Here is a 16,623-nt window from a genome sequence, read left to right on the forward strand (position 1 = left end):
ACACTTCTACCTATCATTGTTCTCGACCGGTCAGAAACGTAACCCTTTGCCTACCAATGAACAGGCAAAACCGAAATCTAGGAACCCATTATGGAATACCACCAACTTGGTGCTTTGGCACTGTTTGCGGTTGTCTCGACGTTCACCCCTGGCCCAAATAACATTATGCTCATGACTTCTGGTGCGAATGTCGGCTTTAAACGTACTATCCCACACATGTTAGGCATCATACTTGGCTTTGCGGCAATGCTGATGTTGGTTGGTGTCGGCTTAATGGGCTTGTTTCATGCTTATCCCATCACACACAACATTCTCAAAATCATAAGTTTGACGTATTTGTTGTATCTCACGTACAAAATTGCTACCAGCAGCAAAACAGAAGTTAAAGGTGAGTACCGCCCAATGAGCTTTTTTGGCGCGGTGGCTTTTCAGTGGGTGAACCCAAAAGGTTGGTCAATGGCACTAACGGCTATCACGGTTTTTAGCAATGGAGGGACTGGGTTGGAGCTGGCTTTCATCGCGGGCATCTTCTGTGTGGCAAACCTACCATCGGTCACTTTTTGGACAGCAGCGGGCATGCAACTTCAGCGTTGGCTAACCACAACAAAACGAGTAAAAAGCTTCAACTATGGCATGGCTACACTCTTGCTTTTGTCGACTATCCCAATGATATAAATGGCAAAACAGCCATGACCAATTGTGATTTACACCAAATTTTGGTTAGTCCTTCGTTCGGTAAGTGCAATTAATCACCATCTCAATGGAGGATTAGGTCATAGTAGAAATAGCAGTGACAAGAATATTAAAAACTCAAACATAAACCTTGTCGATACATTCGATGTTGGTTGCTCTTTCACTGCTTTGTCGCTTTTCTTTCTCAGTTGCGATAAGACCATTCACTCTGACCGACAAGCACGATGCTAACAGGTCCGTCACACAAGGAGCGTTATACATGCGTACTCGCAAGCTTATTTGGGCTACTGCTTTTGGTCTACTACTCACAGGGTGTAGTCAGACGAACACAGCAAATATCGAAGCCATCCCACCAGAGTATCCCGTCGACTACTTTTTCAGAAATGCGGAAGTGTCTAGCTACCAGATATCCCCTGTTGGCGACTACATTTCAATGTTAAAACCGTGGCAAGATCGTAAAAATGTGTTTGTGCATCCCGTTGGAAAACCGCAGGACGTTAAACGCATTACGTCGATTACCGAACGGGACATCGCATACTACTATTGGGTTGGTGATGATACGCTGATCTATTCGCGCGATACAGGCGGTGACGAAAACTTCTACCTTGTTACTGTTAACGTAAAAACCGGTGAAGAGAAAACCATCACGCCAACATCGGATGTCGTTGCTTTCGTGATTGACACATTAGAAAGCCAGCCTGATGACATTCTCATCTCGACGAACGAGAGAAATCCGCAAGTTTTTGATGTCTACCGTCATAATTTAAAAACGGGTGAAAACACGTTGGTGGCGCAGAACCCAGGGAATGTCAGAGATTGGGGGACCGACCACGATGGGAATATTCGAGTGATCACCACGTCTGATGGTGTGAATACGGCGGTGCTGTACCGTGATACGGTTGATGAGGATTTTAAGCCATTAAAGAGCATGACTTTTAAAGAAAGCTTTACCCCGATCTCCTTCACTCCAGACAATAAAAACCTGTACGTTGCTTCACGCATTACTCGTGATAAATCTGCCATTATTGAGTACGATGTTAAAGCCAATAAAGAAGTGCGTGAGATCTTCTCGCACCCAGAAGTGGACGTGACCAATGCGCACTATTCAAACGCACAAAATAAGTTAGCGTCTATCTCTTATGTAACGGCTAAGCGTCAATACTATTTTCTTGATGACGCCTACCAAGCGACATTCGAACGCCTGAAAGAAAAACTACCGGGCGTAGAAATCTCAGTAAACAATACCACTCGCGACGAAAGCAAAATGATTGTTGTGACCTACAGTGATATCGACCGTCCGAATTACTATTACTACGATCGTGATACAGACAAGCTGGAGAAACTAGCGGAAAACGCACCATGCATAAGCCAGAAGACATGGCGCAGATGAAGCCGATTACGTACACTGCGCGTGATGGCGAGACCATTCATGGTTACTTAACCTTACCAAAAGGTCGCGAAGCGAACGATTTGCCACTGCTCGTGCTTCCTCATGGTGGGCCTTGGGCACGAGATCATTGGGGCTTCCAACCTGAGGTTCAATTGTTTGCAAACCGCGGTATTGCTGTACTGCAAATGAACTTCCGCGGTTCAACTGGCTATGGTCGTGAGTTCTGGGAGAAGTCATTTAAGCAATGGGGTCAGTCGATGCAAGATGACATCACTGACGGCGTGAAATGGGCAATTGACCAAGGCTACGCACAAGAGGGGGAAGTGTGTATCTACGGAGCCTCTTATGGTGGTTATGCGACACTAGCTGGAGTGACGTTCACACCAGACCTATACAAGTGTGGTATCGACTACGTGGGCGTATCGAACTTGTTCACCTTTATGGATGCCATTCCCCCTTACTGGGCACCATTCCTAGCTATGTTACATGAGCAAGTGGGCAACCCAAATGACCCCGAAGACGCGAAGATGATGAAAGCTTATTCGCCAGTGTTCCACGTCGATCAAATCAAAGCACCATTGTTGGTTTTGCAAGGGGCAAAAGATCCTCGCGTCGTTAAAAGCGAATCAGATCAAATTGTGAATGCCCTACGTGAGCGTGGTGTCGAAGTGGAATACATCGTCAAAGAAAATGAAGGACATGGATTCCGTTCGCTAGAGAATCGCCTTGAAGGGTACCAAGCGATGGATCGTTTCCTCAAAATGCATTTACTTGAGCAAAAGCAGTAGCCCTAACTTGAATCTCTTTTCAATCTAGGGCACTTATGTGCCCTAATTTGTATCTATTTGCCCAATTGCCTCTCTGGTTCACACAGAACTTCTGCACGACCTTAGCGACTTAGTATATTTAAAAATACGTTGGATTCTTCGCTCAATCTCAATTCACAGTGTAAATTTAGATAAAGACGCTACCCTCTCACCTAGTATGTTGATACCATTAAATGAGAAAGAGAATAATTATCAGGTTGATATGAAAATGCAAAATAAAACGAAAAAAAAACCACAGCCAAAAGCACTTACCGTAATTCGCTCAGAAGCTATCACGCCAAATATGCAGCGTCTCACTTTGCAAGGTGAGGCATTAGGTCAATTCCCTCTGGATTGCGAGGGCAGTTACATCAAACTATTATTCAACGAGAAAGGCGGCACTGAAATTCAAGGTTTCTCTGAAGACAACCGTCCTGTCATGCGTACCTACACCATTCGCCGTATCGACTTACAAGCCTGCACCATCGAAGTCGACTTTGTACGTCACATAACAGAAGACCTGCAGTGCGGGTTCGCTGCGCGCTGGGCGATGTCAGCAAAAGAGGGGGACACGATTAACATCGCAGGTCCTGGTAGTATCTCTAACCTCAATCATGAGGCAGATTGGTTCTTCATGGCAGCAGATATGACCGCATTACCAGCGTTATCAGCAAAGATCCGTAATCTACCAGAAGACTCGAAAGGCTACGCTGTGATCAGTGTTATTACGGAAGCCGATATTCAACCTTTAGATGCACCAGCAGGAATGAAAATCCACTGGGTAACAGAACAATCTCTCGTCGATAAAGTTCGCGAACTTGAGTGGCAAGAGGGCGAAGTGGGCGTATGGTGTGCGTGTGAATTCGATTCAATGCGCGCGCTGCGTCAGTACTTCCGTAACGAGAAAGAAGTTAATCGCGAAAACATCTACATCAGCAGCTATTGGAAACAAGGCGTGGCAGAAGATGGGCACAAAGCGATTAAGCAAAAAGATGCGGAGTTAAACGAGCAGTAATTCCAACTTGCTCGTCATTCTAACTTACTATAAATAAGCCAAGTCGCACATAGCTAACTTGGCTTATCCTACACTTACAATCCGCAACTCAGCTAAGGTGCTCAGCCAAAAAATCAATCAGTAATCGAACTTTTGGAGAGAGGTTACGGTTTTGAGGGTACAGTGCCCAAATACCTTCACGATCGTCTCGGTAATCGGTAAGCACTTCGACCAATTCACCATTATCCAGCGCTTCTTGTACATAATAATCCGGCAATTGCACCAAGCCTAAGCTCCGTTTCGCTGCATCCACCAAAGCAAAACCGCTGTTACACTTAATACGGCCAGAGACACGCAAAGACTTCTCGCGCATCTTCTCTTTAAAATGCCAATAATCGGCAGTACCCACTAAACATTGGTGATGACTAAGTTCAGACAGAGTATGCGGCTCACCAAATCGCTCTAAGTAAGCCGGGCTCGCACACACGTACAATTGACGAGATGACAGGCGCTTAGCGATCAAGCTAGAGTCTTGCAAGCGCCCTAAACGGACCGCCACATCCACGCCTTGTTCGATCAAATCCAGTTTTTGGTTGGTCAAAATCAAATCAAGATTCACCTGCGGGTATTTCTCGATGAACTGATGCAATAATGGCGCTAGGTTCATCTCACCATAGGTCACAGGCGCAGTTACTTTCAGTAGACCTTTTGGTTCGGCCTGCATCTGTGTCACCGCTAATTCTGCAAGCTCTAACCCCTCCACCAGGTGCTTACACTGTTGGTAATAAAGCTGACCGGCTTCTGAAAGCGAGACTCGACGAGTGGTACGGTGCAACAATTTAACAGCGAGTCGTTCTTCTAGTGCTGAAACGCGACGACTGATCTGTGCAACGGATGTTTTCAACTTATTTGCTGCACCGGTGAAACTGTTGGTTTCTGCCACGGCGACAAATTCACTAACGCCTTCCCAATTCGCCATGTTTAAATTCCTTTGGACGGTTATTCTGAGTGTATTCTCACATAAACACTTAAGCCGAGAAAACTCATTTAAGAACGATTAGGTCGCGCTTGTTCATTAGGAAGCACTTGTTCGTTGAATATCTCTGCCTGAACAGCAGAAGTTATTCGTTAGTCTCAGAGTTTTAAATCTTGATAGGCGGAATCAAGTTCAATACCGAAGTACTGTTTAATTACACGTAAATAAGATGCATCGTCAGCCAATAATGTTTCCACAACGTCTCCGTTCACGCGTTGCTTCAAGATGAAATTTGCTAAGGTGATAAGTCCGGAATCCGTCGCCAGCGCCGCAACGCGATTAGTGGTAAATCGCGAATCCGGTGACGTCGACGCAAAATAGTTGCCACACGCGATGTCACCATCAAAGACATAATCAAAATCGAAACTATAAAGGTTTAACCATTGACTCGCGTCTTCATGCGATTGACCTTGTAACATGTAACCCAATCGTTCATCTTCAATTATACGGAACGTTTGTAAATCGGTATGAATGACTTGGTTAAGCACAAATGGCAATGGTGCACGTGGTGTATTTGAACCAAAGCCCACATCGACGATCCACTTTTCTTCCCCTAGCGTCACCAAAGTAAACTGATGAGTTCTGCCCGATGGTGTGCCCGATAAATGCACACGTCCTAAGAGGGGCCTTGCGTCAAAGCCAACGTTTTGTAGCACTCTTAACAGCAGACCATTCAGTTCGAAACAGTAACCACCGCGCTCGTGGTAAACCAGCTTGTCGATGATGTCTTGTTCAGCAATCGAAATGCCTCTACCTAATGAGATATCAAAGTTCTCAAATGGCAGACGACGATGCTGAGCATTGTGCAAACAAAAAAGCGTATCAACGCTGACATCCAATGACTGTGTAACGCCAAGTTTCTTTAAATAAGTCTGTAAGTCCGTGTTGTTCATGCTGTTCCTAAGTCGATGTTTCTTCGCAGTGGCCAACACAATAAAACCTCAACCATACTTAAGGTCAAATCCTAAAGTGACTTTTCTTTTACTTCTTAATCTTAGTCGCACAAATTAATGGCGCATTACACTAATTATTACATATGCGTAAAAATCATTTTCAATTTAGCCGGATTATCATTTTTCTATAAATACCTAAAATGGGCACCAACAAAACGACGCAGCGCAGTAAGAAAACCTCAACTACGCTTATGACGTCACTCCCTATATTAAGAATATAAAGGAAACATCCAATGGCACTTGAAATCAAACCAGGTCAAACTCACATCAAATCTAAAGCCATGGTTGCATGGGCAGCTGGCGAACCACTAAAAATGGAAGAAGTTGACGTACAACTTCCTAAAGCGGGCGAAGTTCTTGTTCGCATCGTAGCAACGGGTGTTTGTCACACAGACGCATTCACACTTTCAGGTGACGATCCAGAAGGTATCTTCCCTTCAATCCTTGGTCACGAAGGCGGTGGTATCGTTGAAATGGTTGGCGAAGGCGTAACAAGCGTTGAAGTTGGCGACCACGTAATTCCTCTTTACACAGCTGAATGTGGTGAGTGTAAATTCTGTAAATCTGGCAAAACTAACCTATGTCAGGCAGTTCGTGAGACTCAAGGTAAAGGCCTAATGCCAGACGGCACAAGCCGCTTCTCTGTAAATGGTGAGACAATCTTCCACTATATGGGTTGTTCTACTTTCTCTGAGTACACGGTTCTTCCAGAAATCTCACTAGCAAAAGTAAACAAAGAAGCACCACTTGAAGAAGTTTGTCTTCTAGGTTGTGGCGTAACCACTGGTATGGGTGCGGTACTAAACACAGCTAAAGTTGAAAAAGGCGACACTGTTGCTGTATTCGGTCTAGGCGGTATCGGTCTTTCTGCAATCATCGGTGCGCGTATGGCTGGTGCAAGCAAGATCATCGGTGTAGACATCAATGAGAGCAAGTTCGAACTAGCAAAACAACTTGGCGCGACTGATTGCATCAACCCAATGAAATTCGACAAACCAATCCAAGACGTTATCGTTGAGATGACAGACGGTGGTGTTGACTACTCATTCGAATGTATCGGTAACGTAAACGTGATGCGTCAAGCACTTGAGTGTTGTCACAAAGGTTGGGGTGAGTCAGTCATCATTGGTGTTGCTGGTGCAGGTCAAGAGATCTCAACTCGTCCATTCCAACTAGTCACTGGTCGCGTATGGCGTGGTTCTGCTTTCGGTGGCGTTAAAGGCCGCTCGGAGCTTCCAGAAATCGTAAACCGCTACATGGCTGGTGAGTTTGGTCTACAAGAATTCATCACGCACACTATGGGTCTGCAAGACGTGAACGAAGCATTCGAATTGATGCACAAAGGTGAATCTATCCGTACTGTTCTTCACATGGATAAATAGTCCAAGATAACTGCTCACGTAATGTGACTGATATTTGAAAATTTGAAATAGGCTCTCTTCTTTCTTGAACACGTTTTCTTTTGGGAAGAGAGCCATCCGCTGTCTTTAACGGTCTTGTCCGCCGTTAAAAATCATTGTTTTAAATATTCACTGTTTTAATTAAAGATTACTTTAACTAAACATTGTTTTATCGAGAGATTATCCATGACCATTGAAAGCCTAAGCCAAGCCAAAGTATTCGGTGGTTGGCATAAACAGTACACTCACGAATCTCGCGCTTTGAACTGCAACATGCGCTTCGCGATCTTCTTGCCACCAAATGCAACCAAATCAAACCCAGTGCCTGTGGTTTACTGGTTGTCTGGCTTGACGTGTACCGATGAGAACTTCATGCAGAAAGCCGGTGCGTTTCGCATGGCGGCTGAGTTAGGTATCGCCATTGTGGCACCGGATACCAGCCCACGTGGTGACGACGTTGCAGACGACGAAAGCTACGATCTGGGTAAAGGTGCAGGTTTCTACCTAAACGCCACTCAAGAGCCATGGTCACGTCACTACCATATGTACGATTACATCACCAAAGAATTGCCTGCGATCATTGAAAACAACTTCCCTGTTTCAGATGTGAAGTCGATTTCGGGTCACAGTATGGGTGGTCACGGTGCAATCACCATTGGTCTGAAAAATTCAGATCAGTACCGTTCAATTTCAGCGTTCAGCCCAATCAGTAACCCAATACAATGTCCTTGGGGCCAAAAAGCGTTTACCGCTTACCTAGGCACGGATATTGAAAGCTGGAAGCAATACGACGCAAGCGAGTTGCTAAAGCAAGCGAAATCACCGTTGCCAATCTTGGTAGACCAAGGTGATGCGGATAACTTCCTTGCTGAGCAATTGAAGCCAGAGGCGTTAATCGCCGCAGCTAAAACACACGATTCAGCAGTAGAAGTTCGCATGCAATCAGGCTATGACCACAGCTACTTCTTTATCTCGACTTTCATTGCCGATCATCTCAGCTTCCACGCAAAGCACTTATTTGTTTGAGGTAAAGGCTCATTTGCTTGAAGTCGTGATCTGCTTTTAATCGTAATTTACTTTAAGCCATGGTTTACTTTAGGCCATGAATAGTTACAGAAATTGATGTTTATTTAGCAGTTAACACTTCGTCATCACGCTTTAGGGTTCGCTCCGTACTGGTTCGAGCCCTCCTCACTATCTTGAACAAGAAAGTACAACAGCACAACAATGCCGATAATTGGCACCAACGCGATCAGTGCCCACCACCCTGTTCGACCAGAATCATGAAGGCGTCGAACGGTCACTGCGATGGATGGAATCATGATAAACAGTGCGTAGATCATGCCAAAAAAGCCAAAATTATCTATATGAACAACGAGGCCAATCAGTCGGTCAATGATCGCCATAACTAAATTAACCAATACGTTCACTAAGGTAAAATACCAATATTCCAAGCGTCTAGCTCGGCCACTAAACATGGTGTAATTGAGGATAACCTTATAATACCAATCAAACACAAGTCTCTCCTTGTATATATTTTTAGCCTTGACGAACAATCTTTCAGCAGTTATTTTCCACTCCAATTGAATTCTATAAATCTATAGATTAGCTCAAGCATTTTCTAAAATGCATTTTCATCCCTGTACCAAATCAAAGAGGAGTAGCCAGAGCGCAATAAATGAAAAAAACGATACTCACTTTGACTTTGTGCACCCCTATGGTTTATGCGAACACATTACAGTTTAGTCAACCTGAAAGTTCCGATGTCATCTTATCTTTAAGCGATTTAGAAGCTTTTCCTGCAACGACATACCACACATCACTTCCTTGGCTAGAACGCCCTGAAAAATTTATGGGGGTTAAGCTCAGTACATTACTCGTTAATGCCTATGGTGAAGTGCCAAATACAGTAGAACTCAGAGCGTTAAACGATTACCACGCCTATCTATCCAAACAAGACATTCTTAAATATCAACCGATAGTGGCATACAAGCAAAACGATCATTACATCAAAATAAGACACAAAGGGCCTTACTGGCTGATCTACCCGTTAGCTGAATACCCAGAAATAAATATCAGCCACTACCATTCTCAAATGGTGTGGCAACTCAGTCGTATAAAAATAACTCGTATAAAAATAGAAGAAGACCCATAGATGGCCAATCTCAACACGCTCAACCCAGGACCAATTTCAACGCGAAGCAAAGCATTATTAGTCGCTTTCGCTTTAGCATTACTGCTCGCCAACATCGCTTTACTAAAAGAGACTCGAGCGCTTACACAAACTTATTCTGATCAACAAAACCAAGCCACATGGTTTTTATTCCACCTTTCAAAAGAACTTTCCGAACTCGTCGGAGAAGCTCGACGCTTAAACGAAAGTGTGATCAACATTGATGATACAGTGCTGCAATATGAACTGGCTTGGAGTCGGTTTGATTTGCTTATCAACAACAAAGAAGCAGATTCTTTCTTGTCTCGCGAAGAGGTGCGTCAGTACTTCATTTCACTGTTTGATAAGTTTAATCAATTGGAGCCCATTCTAGTGGAAGCCAAAACTGGCAGTAGTGTCGCGGCAAACCAGTTCTATCGCGCTACTCAAAATCTCTATCTTGAAATGATTGATTACGTCACCCTAAACTTTCGAGTTGCCAGCCCACTGTACGAGCAACAGCAGCAAAAGGCCTACCAGTTACTTCAAGCACAATACATATTGTTAGGCATTTTCGTGCTGAGTGTCGCGATGCTCACCTACTTTTATCAACGTGAATCCAAATTCCATCGCAAGCAGGCTCTAAGTGATCCTCTTACTAACCTCGCCAATCGCAGCGCACTGTTTATCGATTTGCATCAGCGCGAGAAAAGCAGCACACCATTTTCACTGCTGTTACTCGATTTAAACGGCTTTAAAGACATCAATGACACCATGGGGCATCAGATTGGGGACCAAGTATTAATTGAAGTTTCAGATCGTTTAAGACACATGGCGCTGGACGATTTTCGTGTCTATCGTATGGGCGGTGATGAGTTTGCAATTGTCATCAATGTAAGTGAACAAGAGGAAATTGATGAGGTGGCTCACCATATCAATGCGGTGTTTGAAAAACCCATTCAGCATTCTCAATACGTTCGCCACCTATCTACCAGCTTCGGCGTCGCAAGATACCCACATGATGCCGACAATATTGACTTCCTGATCAATATAGCGGATAAGCGCATGTACAAAATGAAATTCCAACGTTAAACGGATAACCATGATGAAAAACTTCATTCGTGCGATTCTATTACTGCTTATCATTGCCATTGGCGTATTGGCTTGGGTGTTCATCCCATCTCATGAAACTATGGGAAGCAAAACCCTAGAAGAAGCACTCAACGATAACTACACATTAATCGGTCACCGCATACATTCGACAGATCCAGATGCTGGTAATATGTTTGGCTACTTTGTGGTAAGTAAAGGACAAAATACGGAAGATCTCGAACCGTTCTTAGTCACCTCTGATCAGTTTATTCGTATGGAGAAAACGGGAGAAAACACACTGGCACTAACCGTTAATGGCCGTATCTACCGCTACCACAACGACTTATGGGTGCAGAAACCGGACGGTACATTGCAACACTGGTTAATCAGTGCCAACGCCAGTTACGTGCGCTAATACTTCCATCCTATCTCGTCCAAAAAACAAAGCCCCGCAATGAGTGCGGGGCTTTGTTTAGCGCATATTGATGTTTAAAGCATATTCTCGTTTAAAAATATTTGCGATGAAAATCAATCAGCCTTAAGTACTTTCTCTCGTATCACTTTCATCACGCCAGAATCGCGATTGCTTGGTGCAGAAAAACGCGCGATTTTCTTCACGGCTTCGTGGGCATTTTCCATTGCATAAGAGTGAGCACTGACTTTGAGCATCTCGATATCATTAAAGTAATCGCCAAAAGCCATGGTTTCTTCTGGTCCAAAGTTCATCGTCTTTTGTAAGTGCTTTATCGCCGCGCCTTTTGATGCTTCAGCGTTCATAATATCAAGCCAAATCTTAGCACTCACGACCACTTGATGAGTGCAACCAAACTGCGCATGCATTGATGGAAAAACCAATTCTTCCGTTCCACCAAAATGACAAATCGCCACTTTAATGAACTCATCTTCCACAGCAAGGACATCAGGCACGTATTCACAACGATGGTAGTATTTTTGAAACTCTTCGAGCGCTTTTGGCTCCTGAGTTTCAATATATGCCGATCGCTTACCACACAAAACAAAGTATGCACCATCAATTTCACGCACCGCTTTGACCAGTGCGTCAATCTCAACGTTTGGGATCGTACAACTGTACAGCTCTTTGTCTTGATACATCACCATTGTGCCATTGTCGGCAACGTAGATCATTCGGTCCTGAATTGGTGCAAACGTATCGCGCAAACTGTAATACTGACGGCCAGATGCTGCCGAGAACATGATGCCCTTTTCTTCTAACTGCAAAAACAGATCAAAGAATTCAGGATCCAAACGACCATATTGATCGAGTAAAGTGCCATCCATATCGGCGGCGATGAATTTAATGCTAGCTTGTGACATGACTCTTGCTCAAAAGGATGCAGCGCAAGTCACTCATTGAATGAAAATCGGCTGCAAATAACAATTATAAACAAATAACAACGATAAAAAATACGTGCAATTTCATTAAGGTACAAGATCTTGAATGAATCTCAAATCGAAATCCCACTCAACATCAAGCCTCAAGATAGCAATCCAAAGCAAAATAGGTACAATCGCCCCTCAATTTTATTTCGCGCGGACACACACTCATGCACTCGCCTGAACATTGCTTTACTCAGTTTACTGCGGACATTTCTGGTTACGACTTGCCAACGCAGTTTACGTTTCCGTTCTACTATACACCTCACCCTCTTTGTGTCTTAGCTGCTGAGCAATTACAACAGCACCTGATGACACAAACTGATTTCGAGCACGAATTTGGTTTGAGTGATGAACAGAACGGTCGCGGCAAAATGTTCGGTGTATTACTGGTACAAAGCCCGCTAGGTCAGCTTGGATTTTTTAGTGCATTCTCTGGCAAAATTGCCGATCAAAACTTACTGCCGGGCTTTGTTCCGCCCGTCTTCGATATGCTAACAGAAGAGAGTTTTTTCCGTCGCGAAACGGATGCGATCAATGCAGTAAATGCACAATACAAAGCGTTTGCCGCCAATCCAGAAATTGCACAGCTTAAAGCAGACATTAAAGCCGACCGCGCGGCGTATCTGCAGGCGGAGCAAGTACACCGACAAGTGATGATTGAAAACCGAGCCGAGCGCAAACAACAGCGTAAGCAAGGCGAGCAAAACCTTAGTACAGAAGAGTTAAAAACGCTATTAGATGATTTGGCCAAACAGAGTGTGGCAGAAAAAAACGTCCTTAAGTACCTTAAACAAGCTTGGGATGAGAAACTCGCGATCAAAGAAGTGCGTCTAGCCACACTAGAACAAAAGCTGGCTACGCTGAAAGAGCAACGTAAAGATCTGTCCAACGCGCTACAACACAAATTGCACAAGCAATATCGATTTTTCGATGCACTTGGTGCAGAACGTGATTTAGTGGATATTTTTGCTCATACGACCAATCCCGTACCACCAGCAGGCTCTGGCGAGTGCGCGGCACCTAAATTGCTGCATTACGCATACAAACATGGCTTCATCCCTTTGGCTCTGGCCGAGTTTTGGTGGGGAGCATCACCAAAATCGGAAGTCCGCCAACACAAAAAGTTTTACCCATCTTGCAATAGTAAATGCCAACCGATATTAGGCCACATGATGCAAGGCTTGAATGTGGAGCCAAATCCACTAGAAGAAAACTGGGCAGAAGATAAAGAACTCGACATTCTTTATCAAGATGACGCAATGGTGATAGTAAACAAGCCATCAGGTCTACTTTCTGTGCCGGGGAAAACCATCAAAGATTCCGCATACACGCGTTTACAAACAATGTTCCCTAACGTTGAGGGCCCCTTTGTGATCCATCGTCTTGATATGGCGACGTCTGGCATCTTAGTGTTCGCTTTAACCAAACGTGCAAATAAAAGCTTACAAAAACAGTTCATCTCGCGTGGTGTGCAAAAACGCTATATGGCAATGCTAGAGGGCGAGTTAACAGAACCTGAGGGTGAAATCACACTGCCAATGCGTGGCGATCCAGAAGACCGCCCCCGTCAACTGGTCTGCTTCGAGCACGGAAAGCACGCGGAAACTTACTGGCAGCTTATTGAAGTAAAAGACGGGCGTAGCAAAGTCTACATGTACCCAAAAACAGGCCGCACCCATCAACTTCGTGTCCACAGCGCGCACCATATGGGCCTAAACATGCCAATGGTTGGTGATGGGTTGTATGGTGAAAAAGCAAACCGCCTACACCTGCACGCGGAGATGTTAGAGTTAGACCACCCTTACAGCAAAGAGCGCATGCGCTTCTTAGCTGAGTGTGAGTTCTAACGAAACCGTAACAGCAAAGTACGCATTATGTGTCTGTTTAAACGTTGGGGATCGTGACCGAGATGGCACTTTTAGCATGATGACTATTGACTAAACAAAGGCATTAAAACGTTTCATTACCATGTAAACATCATTGCTTACTAGCCAAATTGGCTAACATCCACCTCTGGGTTGGGTTTTCTGTCTTATTTTCTAGTACAGAAAACCCAACCCAAAATTTGACTAAAAAAGCAACACATTGAAATCTGGTCGGGAAAATACACTAATTATAAGGACGTAACCCGCCATGCCCACCTTACGCTTACTCTTTTCTGCCGCCCTCAGTTTCGCATTTCTTTTAAGCACTTTTTCTACCGCCGCTTCAGAAAAAGTCTACCGCCTTAAACTGGCCGAAACATGGGGTCCCAATACGCCCATTTTAGGTGATGCCAGTAAAAATATGGCCAAGCTCGCAAATGAAATGTCCAATGGTCGACTCATTATTCGTATTGATTCGGCCAATAAGCATAAAGCCCCACTTGGTATTTTTGATATGGTTAAATCAGGTCAATATGACCTAGGCCATTCGAGTTCGTACTACTGGAAAGGTAAGGTGCCTAACACGCTTTACTTTTCATCGATGCCATTTGGTATGATCTCAACTGAACAATACGCATGGTTTTATCGTGGCGGTGGTATGGCGCTGATGGAAAAAGTATACGCTCCCCACAATCTGTTGTCGTTTCCGGGCGGTAACTCAGATATCCAAATGGGTGGATGGTTTAAGAAAGAAATCAACTCACTTGATAACTTACAAGGTCTCAAGATCCGCATTCCTGGCTTTGCCGGAGAAGTGATGGCAAAAGTCGGCGCGAAGCCAGTAAACATCGCACCAGGTGAATTGTATACCTCTCTAGAGCGCGGAACGATTGATGCGTTGGAGTGGGTTGGCCCTGCGTTCGATTTAAGAATGGGCTTTCAAAAAATTGCCCCTTACTATTACACCGCATGGCATGAACCAGGATCTGAAACTCAGTTTCTCGTGAATAAAAAAAGTATGGGAAAAGCTGCCTGCCGATCTTCAAACTATCCTCGAAACGGCGTTTCGTGTTGCGGCTTTTGATATGTACACCCAAGCGTTGGACGCAAATGCAAACAGCTGGGCAACCATGAACGCAGAATACCCAGATATTAAAGTTCGTGACTTTCCGCCAGAAGTGCTCAACGCAATGCAAAATGCAACTCAAGCCTTGCTGAAAGAACAAGCGAGCAATGATCCTTTAGCCAAAGAAATCATTGAATCGCAACAACAGTATTTAACCAAAATTCGTGCTTGGACGGACATTTCATCCAAAGCCTATTTAGACGTGAACTCCGTTCAATAAATTCTGTATCCATAGATACACAGACATATAGTCACACCGGTGTATAGAGACATAAATACAGGGACAAAAAAGGCACTGAACTTCAGTGCCTTTAACGTTTTATATGTCAGATCCGCCTTAGCTAACCTTAAACTTGGTCCAGACTTGCGAGCGCCAGCGTCTTGCCATGATGATGCCACGTACCCATTCATCCAAGGCCATTGCCATCCATGCACCTAGCACGCCATACCCCATATGAATACCAAAGATGTAGGAGAACAATACGCCGAATCCCCACATGCTTAAGATGCCCATCTGTACCGGAAATTTAATGTCTCCTGCCCCTTTCAGCGCAGAGATAAATATCAGGTTAAATACTCGACCCGCTTCCAGCAAAATCGAGCCCATGATCAAGGAACCAGTCAAAGCCAAAATTTCTGGTTGGTCGGTAAACACACGCAATATGTCGTCTCTAAAGAGATAAATCAACGTGGTTGCCGTGGTTGAAGCAATAAAGCCCACCACAAAATAAATTTGTACGCGCTTGAGAATGCTTGTCACCCACCCTTTACCAATGTAATAGCCGGTCTGGATTTGTGCTGCCTGACCAATCGCTAAAGAAAATGCGAACGAAAAGCGTGCGATATTTTGCGCATACGTCAGCGCCGCCAATGAAGAGGTGCCCATCTGCACAACAAAATAAACAATACAAATTTGCGCCATGTTGTATGACAGCACTTCACCCGCATTCATACCGCCGATTTTGAGTATTTTCTTATACACATCGCCCGGAACTTGCTTGAGCTTAGACATCGGCACTTCAATGCTACTACGTGACAAAATCACACCAAGCATAATCGTACCAATCACTTGGCTCACCACCGTTGCCACCGCCACACCTTGCACGCCATATACAGGTAAACCAAATGGCTGATACAGAGCAATGTAGTTACCCATAATATTAAACACACCACTGATCAGGTTCACGACCATCGGAGAACGAGAATAACCATGACTACGCAATATTGTGGTAAACACAATGCCCATGGTGACGTTAAACGTCATCGCTCCGCTGATCAGCAAGTATTCTCGAGCGTAGTGCTCAACTTGCGTTTCCAAACCGTAGTAAGGCAAGAAGAATAACGCACCAATTACCGCAAGCACACTAAGCAAGACACCAATGATCACAGACAAAGCAATACTGGCAACACCAACGTCGACCGAGTCTTTCTCCCGCCCCGCACCATTGTACTGAGCGATCAATATCCCCGTTCCGCTACTGACGAACGTCGAAACGATGATCAGGAAAAACGTAAGCTGAGTGATAACGCCGACCGCCGATACGGCCTTATCGGAATAACCACTCAGCATGAAAACATCACTGGTTCCTAACGCTGTCCTTAGCAATATTTCTACAAGTATCGGCCAAGCCAACGCCACAATGGACATGCGTTGGTTGATGTGTTGGCTCTTCGGCATTTTCTGACCTTTATTAAAACTAAAAACTGCTCCACAGAGA

The 16,623-nt window shown here is 44.5% G+C and carries 16 protein-coding genes and 1 pseudogene; 11 read left to right on the plus strand and 6 right to left on the minus strand.

The window, feature by feature from the left end; all coding sequences use genetic code 11:
• The first annotated feature begins 90 nt into the window (after positions 1–90).
• Positions 91–675, plus strand: coding sequence for a LysE family translocator (locus tag KHN78_RS19130; RefSeq protein ID WP_211918160.1), 585 nt, complete (start codon positions 91–93; stop codon positions 673–675).
• A gap of 135 nt (positions 676–810) precedes the next feature.
• On the opposite strand, the gene KHN78_RS19135 is transcribed toward KHN78_RS19130, so the two are convergent.
• Positions 811–954, minus strand: a complete 144-nt coding sequence (locus tag KHN78_RS19135) for a hypothetical protein (protein WP_223917798.1) — start codon at positions 952–954, stop codon at positions 811–813.
• Here KHN78_RS19135 and KHN78_RS19140 point away from each other — a divergent pair.
• The 3 genes from KHN78_RS19140 (at position 953) to KHN78_RS19150 (ending at position 3,904) form a co-directional block, all read left to right on the plus strand.
• Positions 953–2,083: a hypothetical protein gene (locus tag KHN78_RS19140; RefSeq protein ID WP_223917799.1), complete on the plus strand. Its 1,131-nt coding sequence runs from the start codon at positions 953–955 to the stop codon at positions 2,081–2,083. The genes KHN78_RS19135 and KHN78_RS19140 overlap by 2 nt on opposite strands.
• On the plus strand, positions 2,053–2,871 hold the full coding sequence (locus KHN78_RS19145; protein WP_223917800.1) for an alpha/beta hydrolase family protein: 819 nt from the start codon (positions 2,053–2,055) through the stop codon (positions 2,869–2,871). Before KHN78_RS19140 ends, KHN78_RS19145 begins: the two co-directional genes overlap by 31 nt.
• A gap of 247 nt (positions 2,872–3,118) precedes the next feature.
• Positions 3,119–3,904 carry a siderophore-interacting protein gene (locus KHN78_RS19150; RefSeq protein WP_211918162.1) on the plus strand — a complete coding sequence of 262 codons (786 nt, stop codon included), beginning with the start codon at positions 3,119–3,121 and terminating at the stop codon, positions 3,902–3,904.
• Between the two features lie 88 nt (positions 3,905–3,992).
• Here KHN78_RS19150 and KHN78_RS19155 read toward each other — a convergent pair whose 3' ends face one another.
• Positions 3,993–4,862: a LysR family transcriptional regulator gene (locus KHN78_RS19155; RefSeq protein ID WP_128812459.1), complete on the minus strand. Its 870-nt coding sequence runs from the start codon at positions 4,860–4,862 to the stop codon at positions 3,993–3,995.
• A 155-nt stretch (positions 4,863–5,017) separates the two neighbouring features.
• Entirely contained in the window at positions 5,018–5,812 is a 795-nt protein-coding gene (locus KHN78_RS19160; protein WP_211918164.1) for an arylamine N-acetyltransferase family protein, read from the minus strand.
• 293 nt (positions 5,813–6,105) lie between these two features.
• Between KHN78_RS19160 and KHN78_RS19165 the strand changes: the two genes are divergently transcribed.
• Positions 6,106–7,254, plus strand: a complete 1,149-nt coding sequence (locus KHN78_RS19165) for an S-(hydroxymethyl)glutathione dehydrogenase/class III alcohol dehydrogenase (RefSeq protein WP_005428461.1) — start codon at positions 6,106–6,108, stop codon at positions 7,252–7,254.
• Between the two features lie 204 nt (positions 7,255–7,458).
• Positions 7,459–8,298: an S-formylglutathione hydrolase gene (gene fghA, locus KHN78_RS19170; protein ID WP_211918166.1), complete on the plus strand. Its 840-nt coding sequence runs from the start codon at positions 7,459–7,461 to the stop codon at positions 8,296–8,298.
• Between the two features lie 125 nt (positions 8,299–8,423).
• Here the strand turns inward: fghA and KHN78_RS19175 are convergent, their stop codons facing one another.
• Entirely contained in the window at positions 8,424–8,789 is a 366-nt protein-coding gene (locus KHN78_RS19175) for a DUF805 domain-containing protein (RefSeq protein WP_211918168.1), read from the minus strand.
• Positions 8,790–8,950: 161 nt separating this feature from the next.
• On the opposite strand from KHN78_RS19175, the gene KHN78_RS19180 reads away from it, so the two are divergent.
• Genes KHN78_RS19180 through KHN78_RS19190 form a run of 3 tightly spaced genes read left to right on the plus strand, consistent with a single transcriptional unit; the run spans position 8,951 to position 10,931 of the window.
• Positions 8,951–9,427 carry an oxidoreductase gene (locus KHN78_RS19180; protein ID WP_211918170.1) on the plus strand — a complete coding sequence of 159 codons (477 nt, stop codon included), beginning with the start codon at positions 8,951–8,953 and terminating at the stop codon, positions 9,425–9,427.
• A complete protein-coding gene (locus KHN78_RS19185) occupies positions 9,428–10,516 on the plus strand; it encodes a GGDEF domain-containing protein (RefSeq protein WP_211918172.1) in 1,089 nt (362 codons plus the stop codon). It abuts the gene before it with no gap.
• Positions 10,517–10,526: 10 nt separating this feature from the next.
• Complete coding sequence (locus KHN78_RS19190) at positions 10,527–10,931, plus strand: hypothetical protein (RefSeq protein ID WP_211918174.1); 405 nt, start codon at positions 10,527–10,529, stop codon at positions 10,929–10,931.
• A gap of 113 nt (positions 10,932–11,044) precedes the next feature.
• Here KHN78_RS19190 and KHN78_RS19195 read toward each other — a convergent pair whose 3' ends face one another.
• Positions 11,045–11,851: a Cof-type HAD-IIB family hydrolase gene (locus tag KHN78_RS19195; protein WP_211918176.1), complete on the minus strand. Its 807-nt coding sequence runs from the start codon at positions 11,849–11,851 to the stop codon at positions 11,045–11,047.
• 230 nt (positions 11,852–12,081) lie between these two features.
• Between KHN78_RS19195 and KHN78_RS19200 the strand changes: the two genes are divergently transcribed.
• On the plus strand, positions 12,082–13,761 hold the full coding sequence (locus KHN78_RS19200; protein ID WP_211918178.1) for an RluA family pseudouridine synthase: 1,680 nt from the start codon (positions 12,082–12,084) through the stop codon (positions 13,759–13,761).
• Between the two features lie 286 nt (positions 13,762–14,047).
• Positions 14,048–15,125 (plus strand): annotated as a pseudogene (locus KHN78_RS19205) (TRAP transporter substrate-binding protein).
• A gap of 117 nt (positions 15,126–15,242) precedes the next feature.
• Here the strand turns inward: KHN78_RS19205 and KHN78_RS19210 are convergent.
• Positions 15,243–16,583, minus strand: a complete 1,341-nt coding sequence (locus tag KHN78_RS19210; protein ID WP_211918180.1) for an MATE family efflux transporter — start codon at positions 16,581–16,583, stop codon at positions 15,243–15,245.
• Between the last annotated feature and the right edge of the window lie 40 nt (positions 16,584–16,623).

The organism is Vibrio sp. B1REV9 (genome assembly GCF_905175395.2).
In the GTDB taxonomy this organism is placed as follows: domain Bacteria; phylum Pseudomonadota; class Gammaproteobacteria; order Enterobacterales; family Vibrionaceae; genus Vibrio; species Vibrio alfacsensis.

What these genes read in the sequence shown, in the direction of transcription:
- KHN78_RS19130 (WP_211918160.1), top strand. Translation starts at nt 91, where the DNA reads ATGGAATACCACCAACTTGGTGCTTTGGCACTGTTTGCGGTTGTCTCG.
- KHN78_RS19140 (WP_223917799.1), top strand. Translation starts at nt 953, where the DNA reads ATGCGTACTCGCAAGCTTATTTGGGCTACTGCTTTTGGTCTACTACTC.
- KHN78_RS19135 (WP_223917798.1), bottom strand. Translation starts at nt 954, where the DNA reads ATGTATAACGCTCCTTGTGTGACGGACCTGTTAGCATCGTGCTTGTCG.
- KHN78_RS19145 (WP_223917800.1), top strand. Translation starts at nt 2,053, where the DNA reads ATGCATAAGCCAGAAGACATGGCGCAGATGAAGCCGATTACGTACACT.
- KHN78_RS19150 (WP_211918162.1), top strand. Translation starts at nt 3,119, where the DNA reads ATGCAAAATAAAACGAAAAAAAAACCACAGCCAAAAGCACTTACCGTA.
- KHN78_RS19155 (WP_128812459.1), bottom strand. Translation starts at nt 4,862, where the DNA reads ATGGCGAATTGGGAAGGCGTTAGTGAATTTGTCGCCGTGGCAGAAACC.
- KHN78_RS19160 (WP_211918164.1), bottom strand. Translation starts at nt 5,812, where the DNA reads ATGAACAACACGGACTTACAGACTTATTTAAAGAAACTTGGCGTTACA.
- KHN78_RS19165 (WP_005428461.1), top strand. Translation starts at nt 6,106, where the DNA reads ATGGCACTTGAAATCAAACCAGGTCAAACTCACATCAAATCTAAAGCC.
- fghA (WP_211918166.1), top strand. Translation starts at nt 7,459, where the DNA reads ATGACCATTGAAAGCCTAAGCCAAGCCAAAGTATTCGGTGGTTGGCAT.
- KHN78_RS19180 (WP_211918170.1), top strand. Translation starts at nt 8,951, where the DNA reads ATGAAAAAAACGATACTCACTTTGACTTTGTGCACCCCTATGGTTTAT.
- KHN78_RS19185 (WP_211918172.1), top strand. Translation starts at nt 9,428, where the DNA reads ATGGCCAATCTCAACACGCTCAACCCAGGACCAATTTCAACGCGAAGC.
- KHN78_RS19190 (WP_211918174.1), top strand. Translation starts at nt 10,527, where the DNA reads ATGATGAAAAACTTCATTCGTGCGATTCTATTACTGCTTATCATTGCC.
- KHN78_RS19195 (WP_211918176.1), bottom strand. Translation starts at nt 11,851, where the DNA reads ATGTCACAAGCTAGCATTAAATTCATCGCCGCCGATATGGATGGCACT.
- KHN78_RS19200 (WP_211918178.1), top strand. Translation starts at nt 12,082, where the DNA reads ATGCACTCGCCTGAACATTGCTTTACTCAGTTTACTGCGGACATTTCT.
- KHN78_RS19210 (WP_211918180.1), bottom strand. Translation starts at nt 16,583, where the DNA reads ATGCCGAAGAGCCAACACATCAACCAACGCATGTCCATTGTGGCGTTG.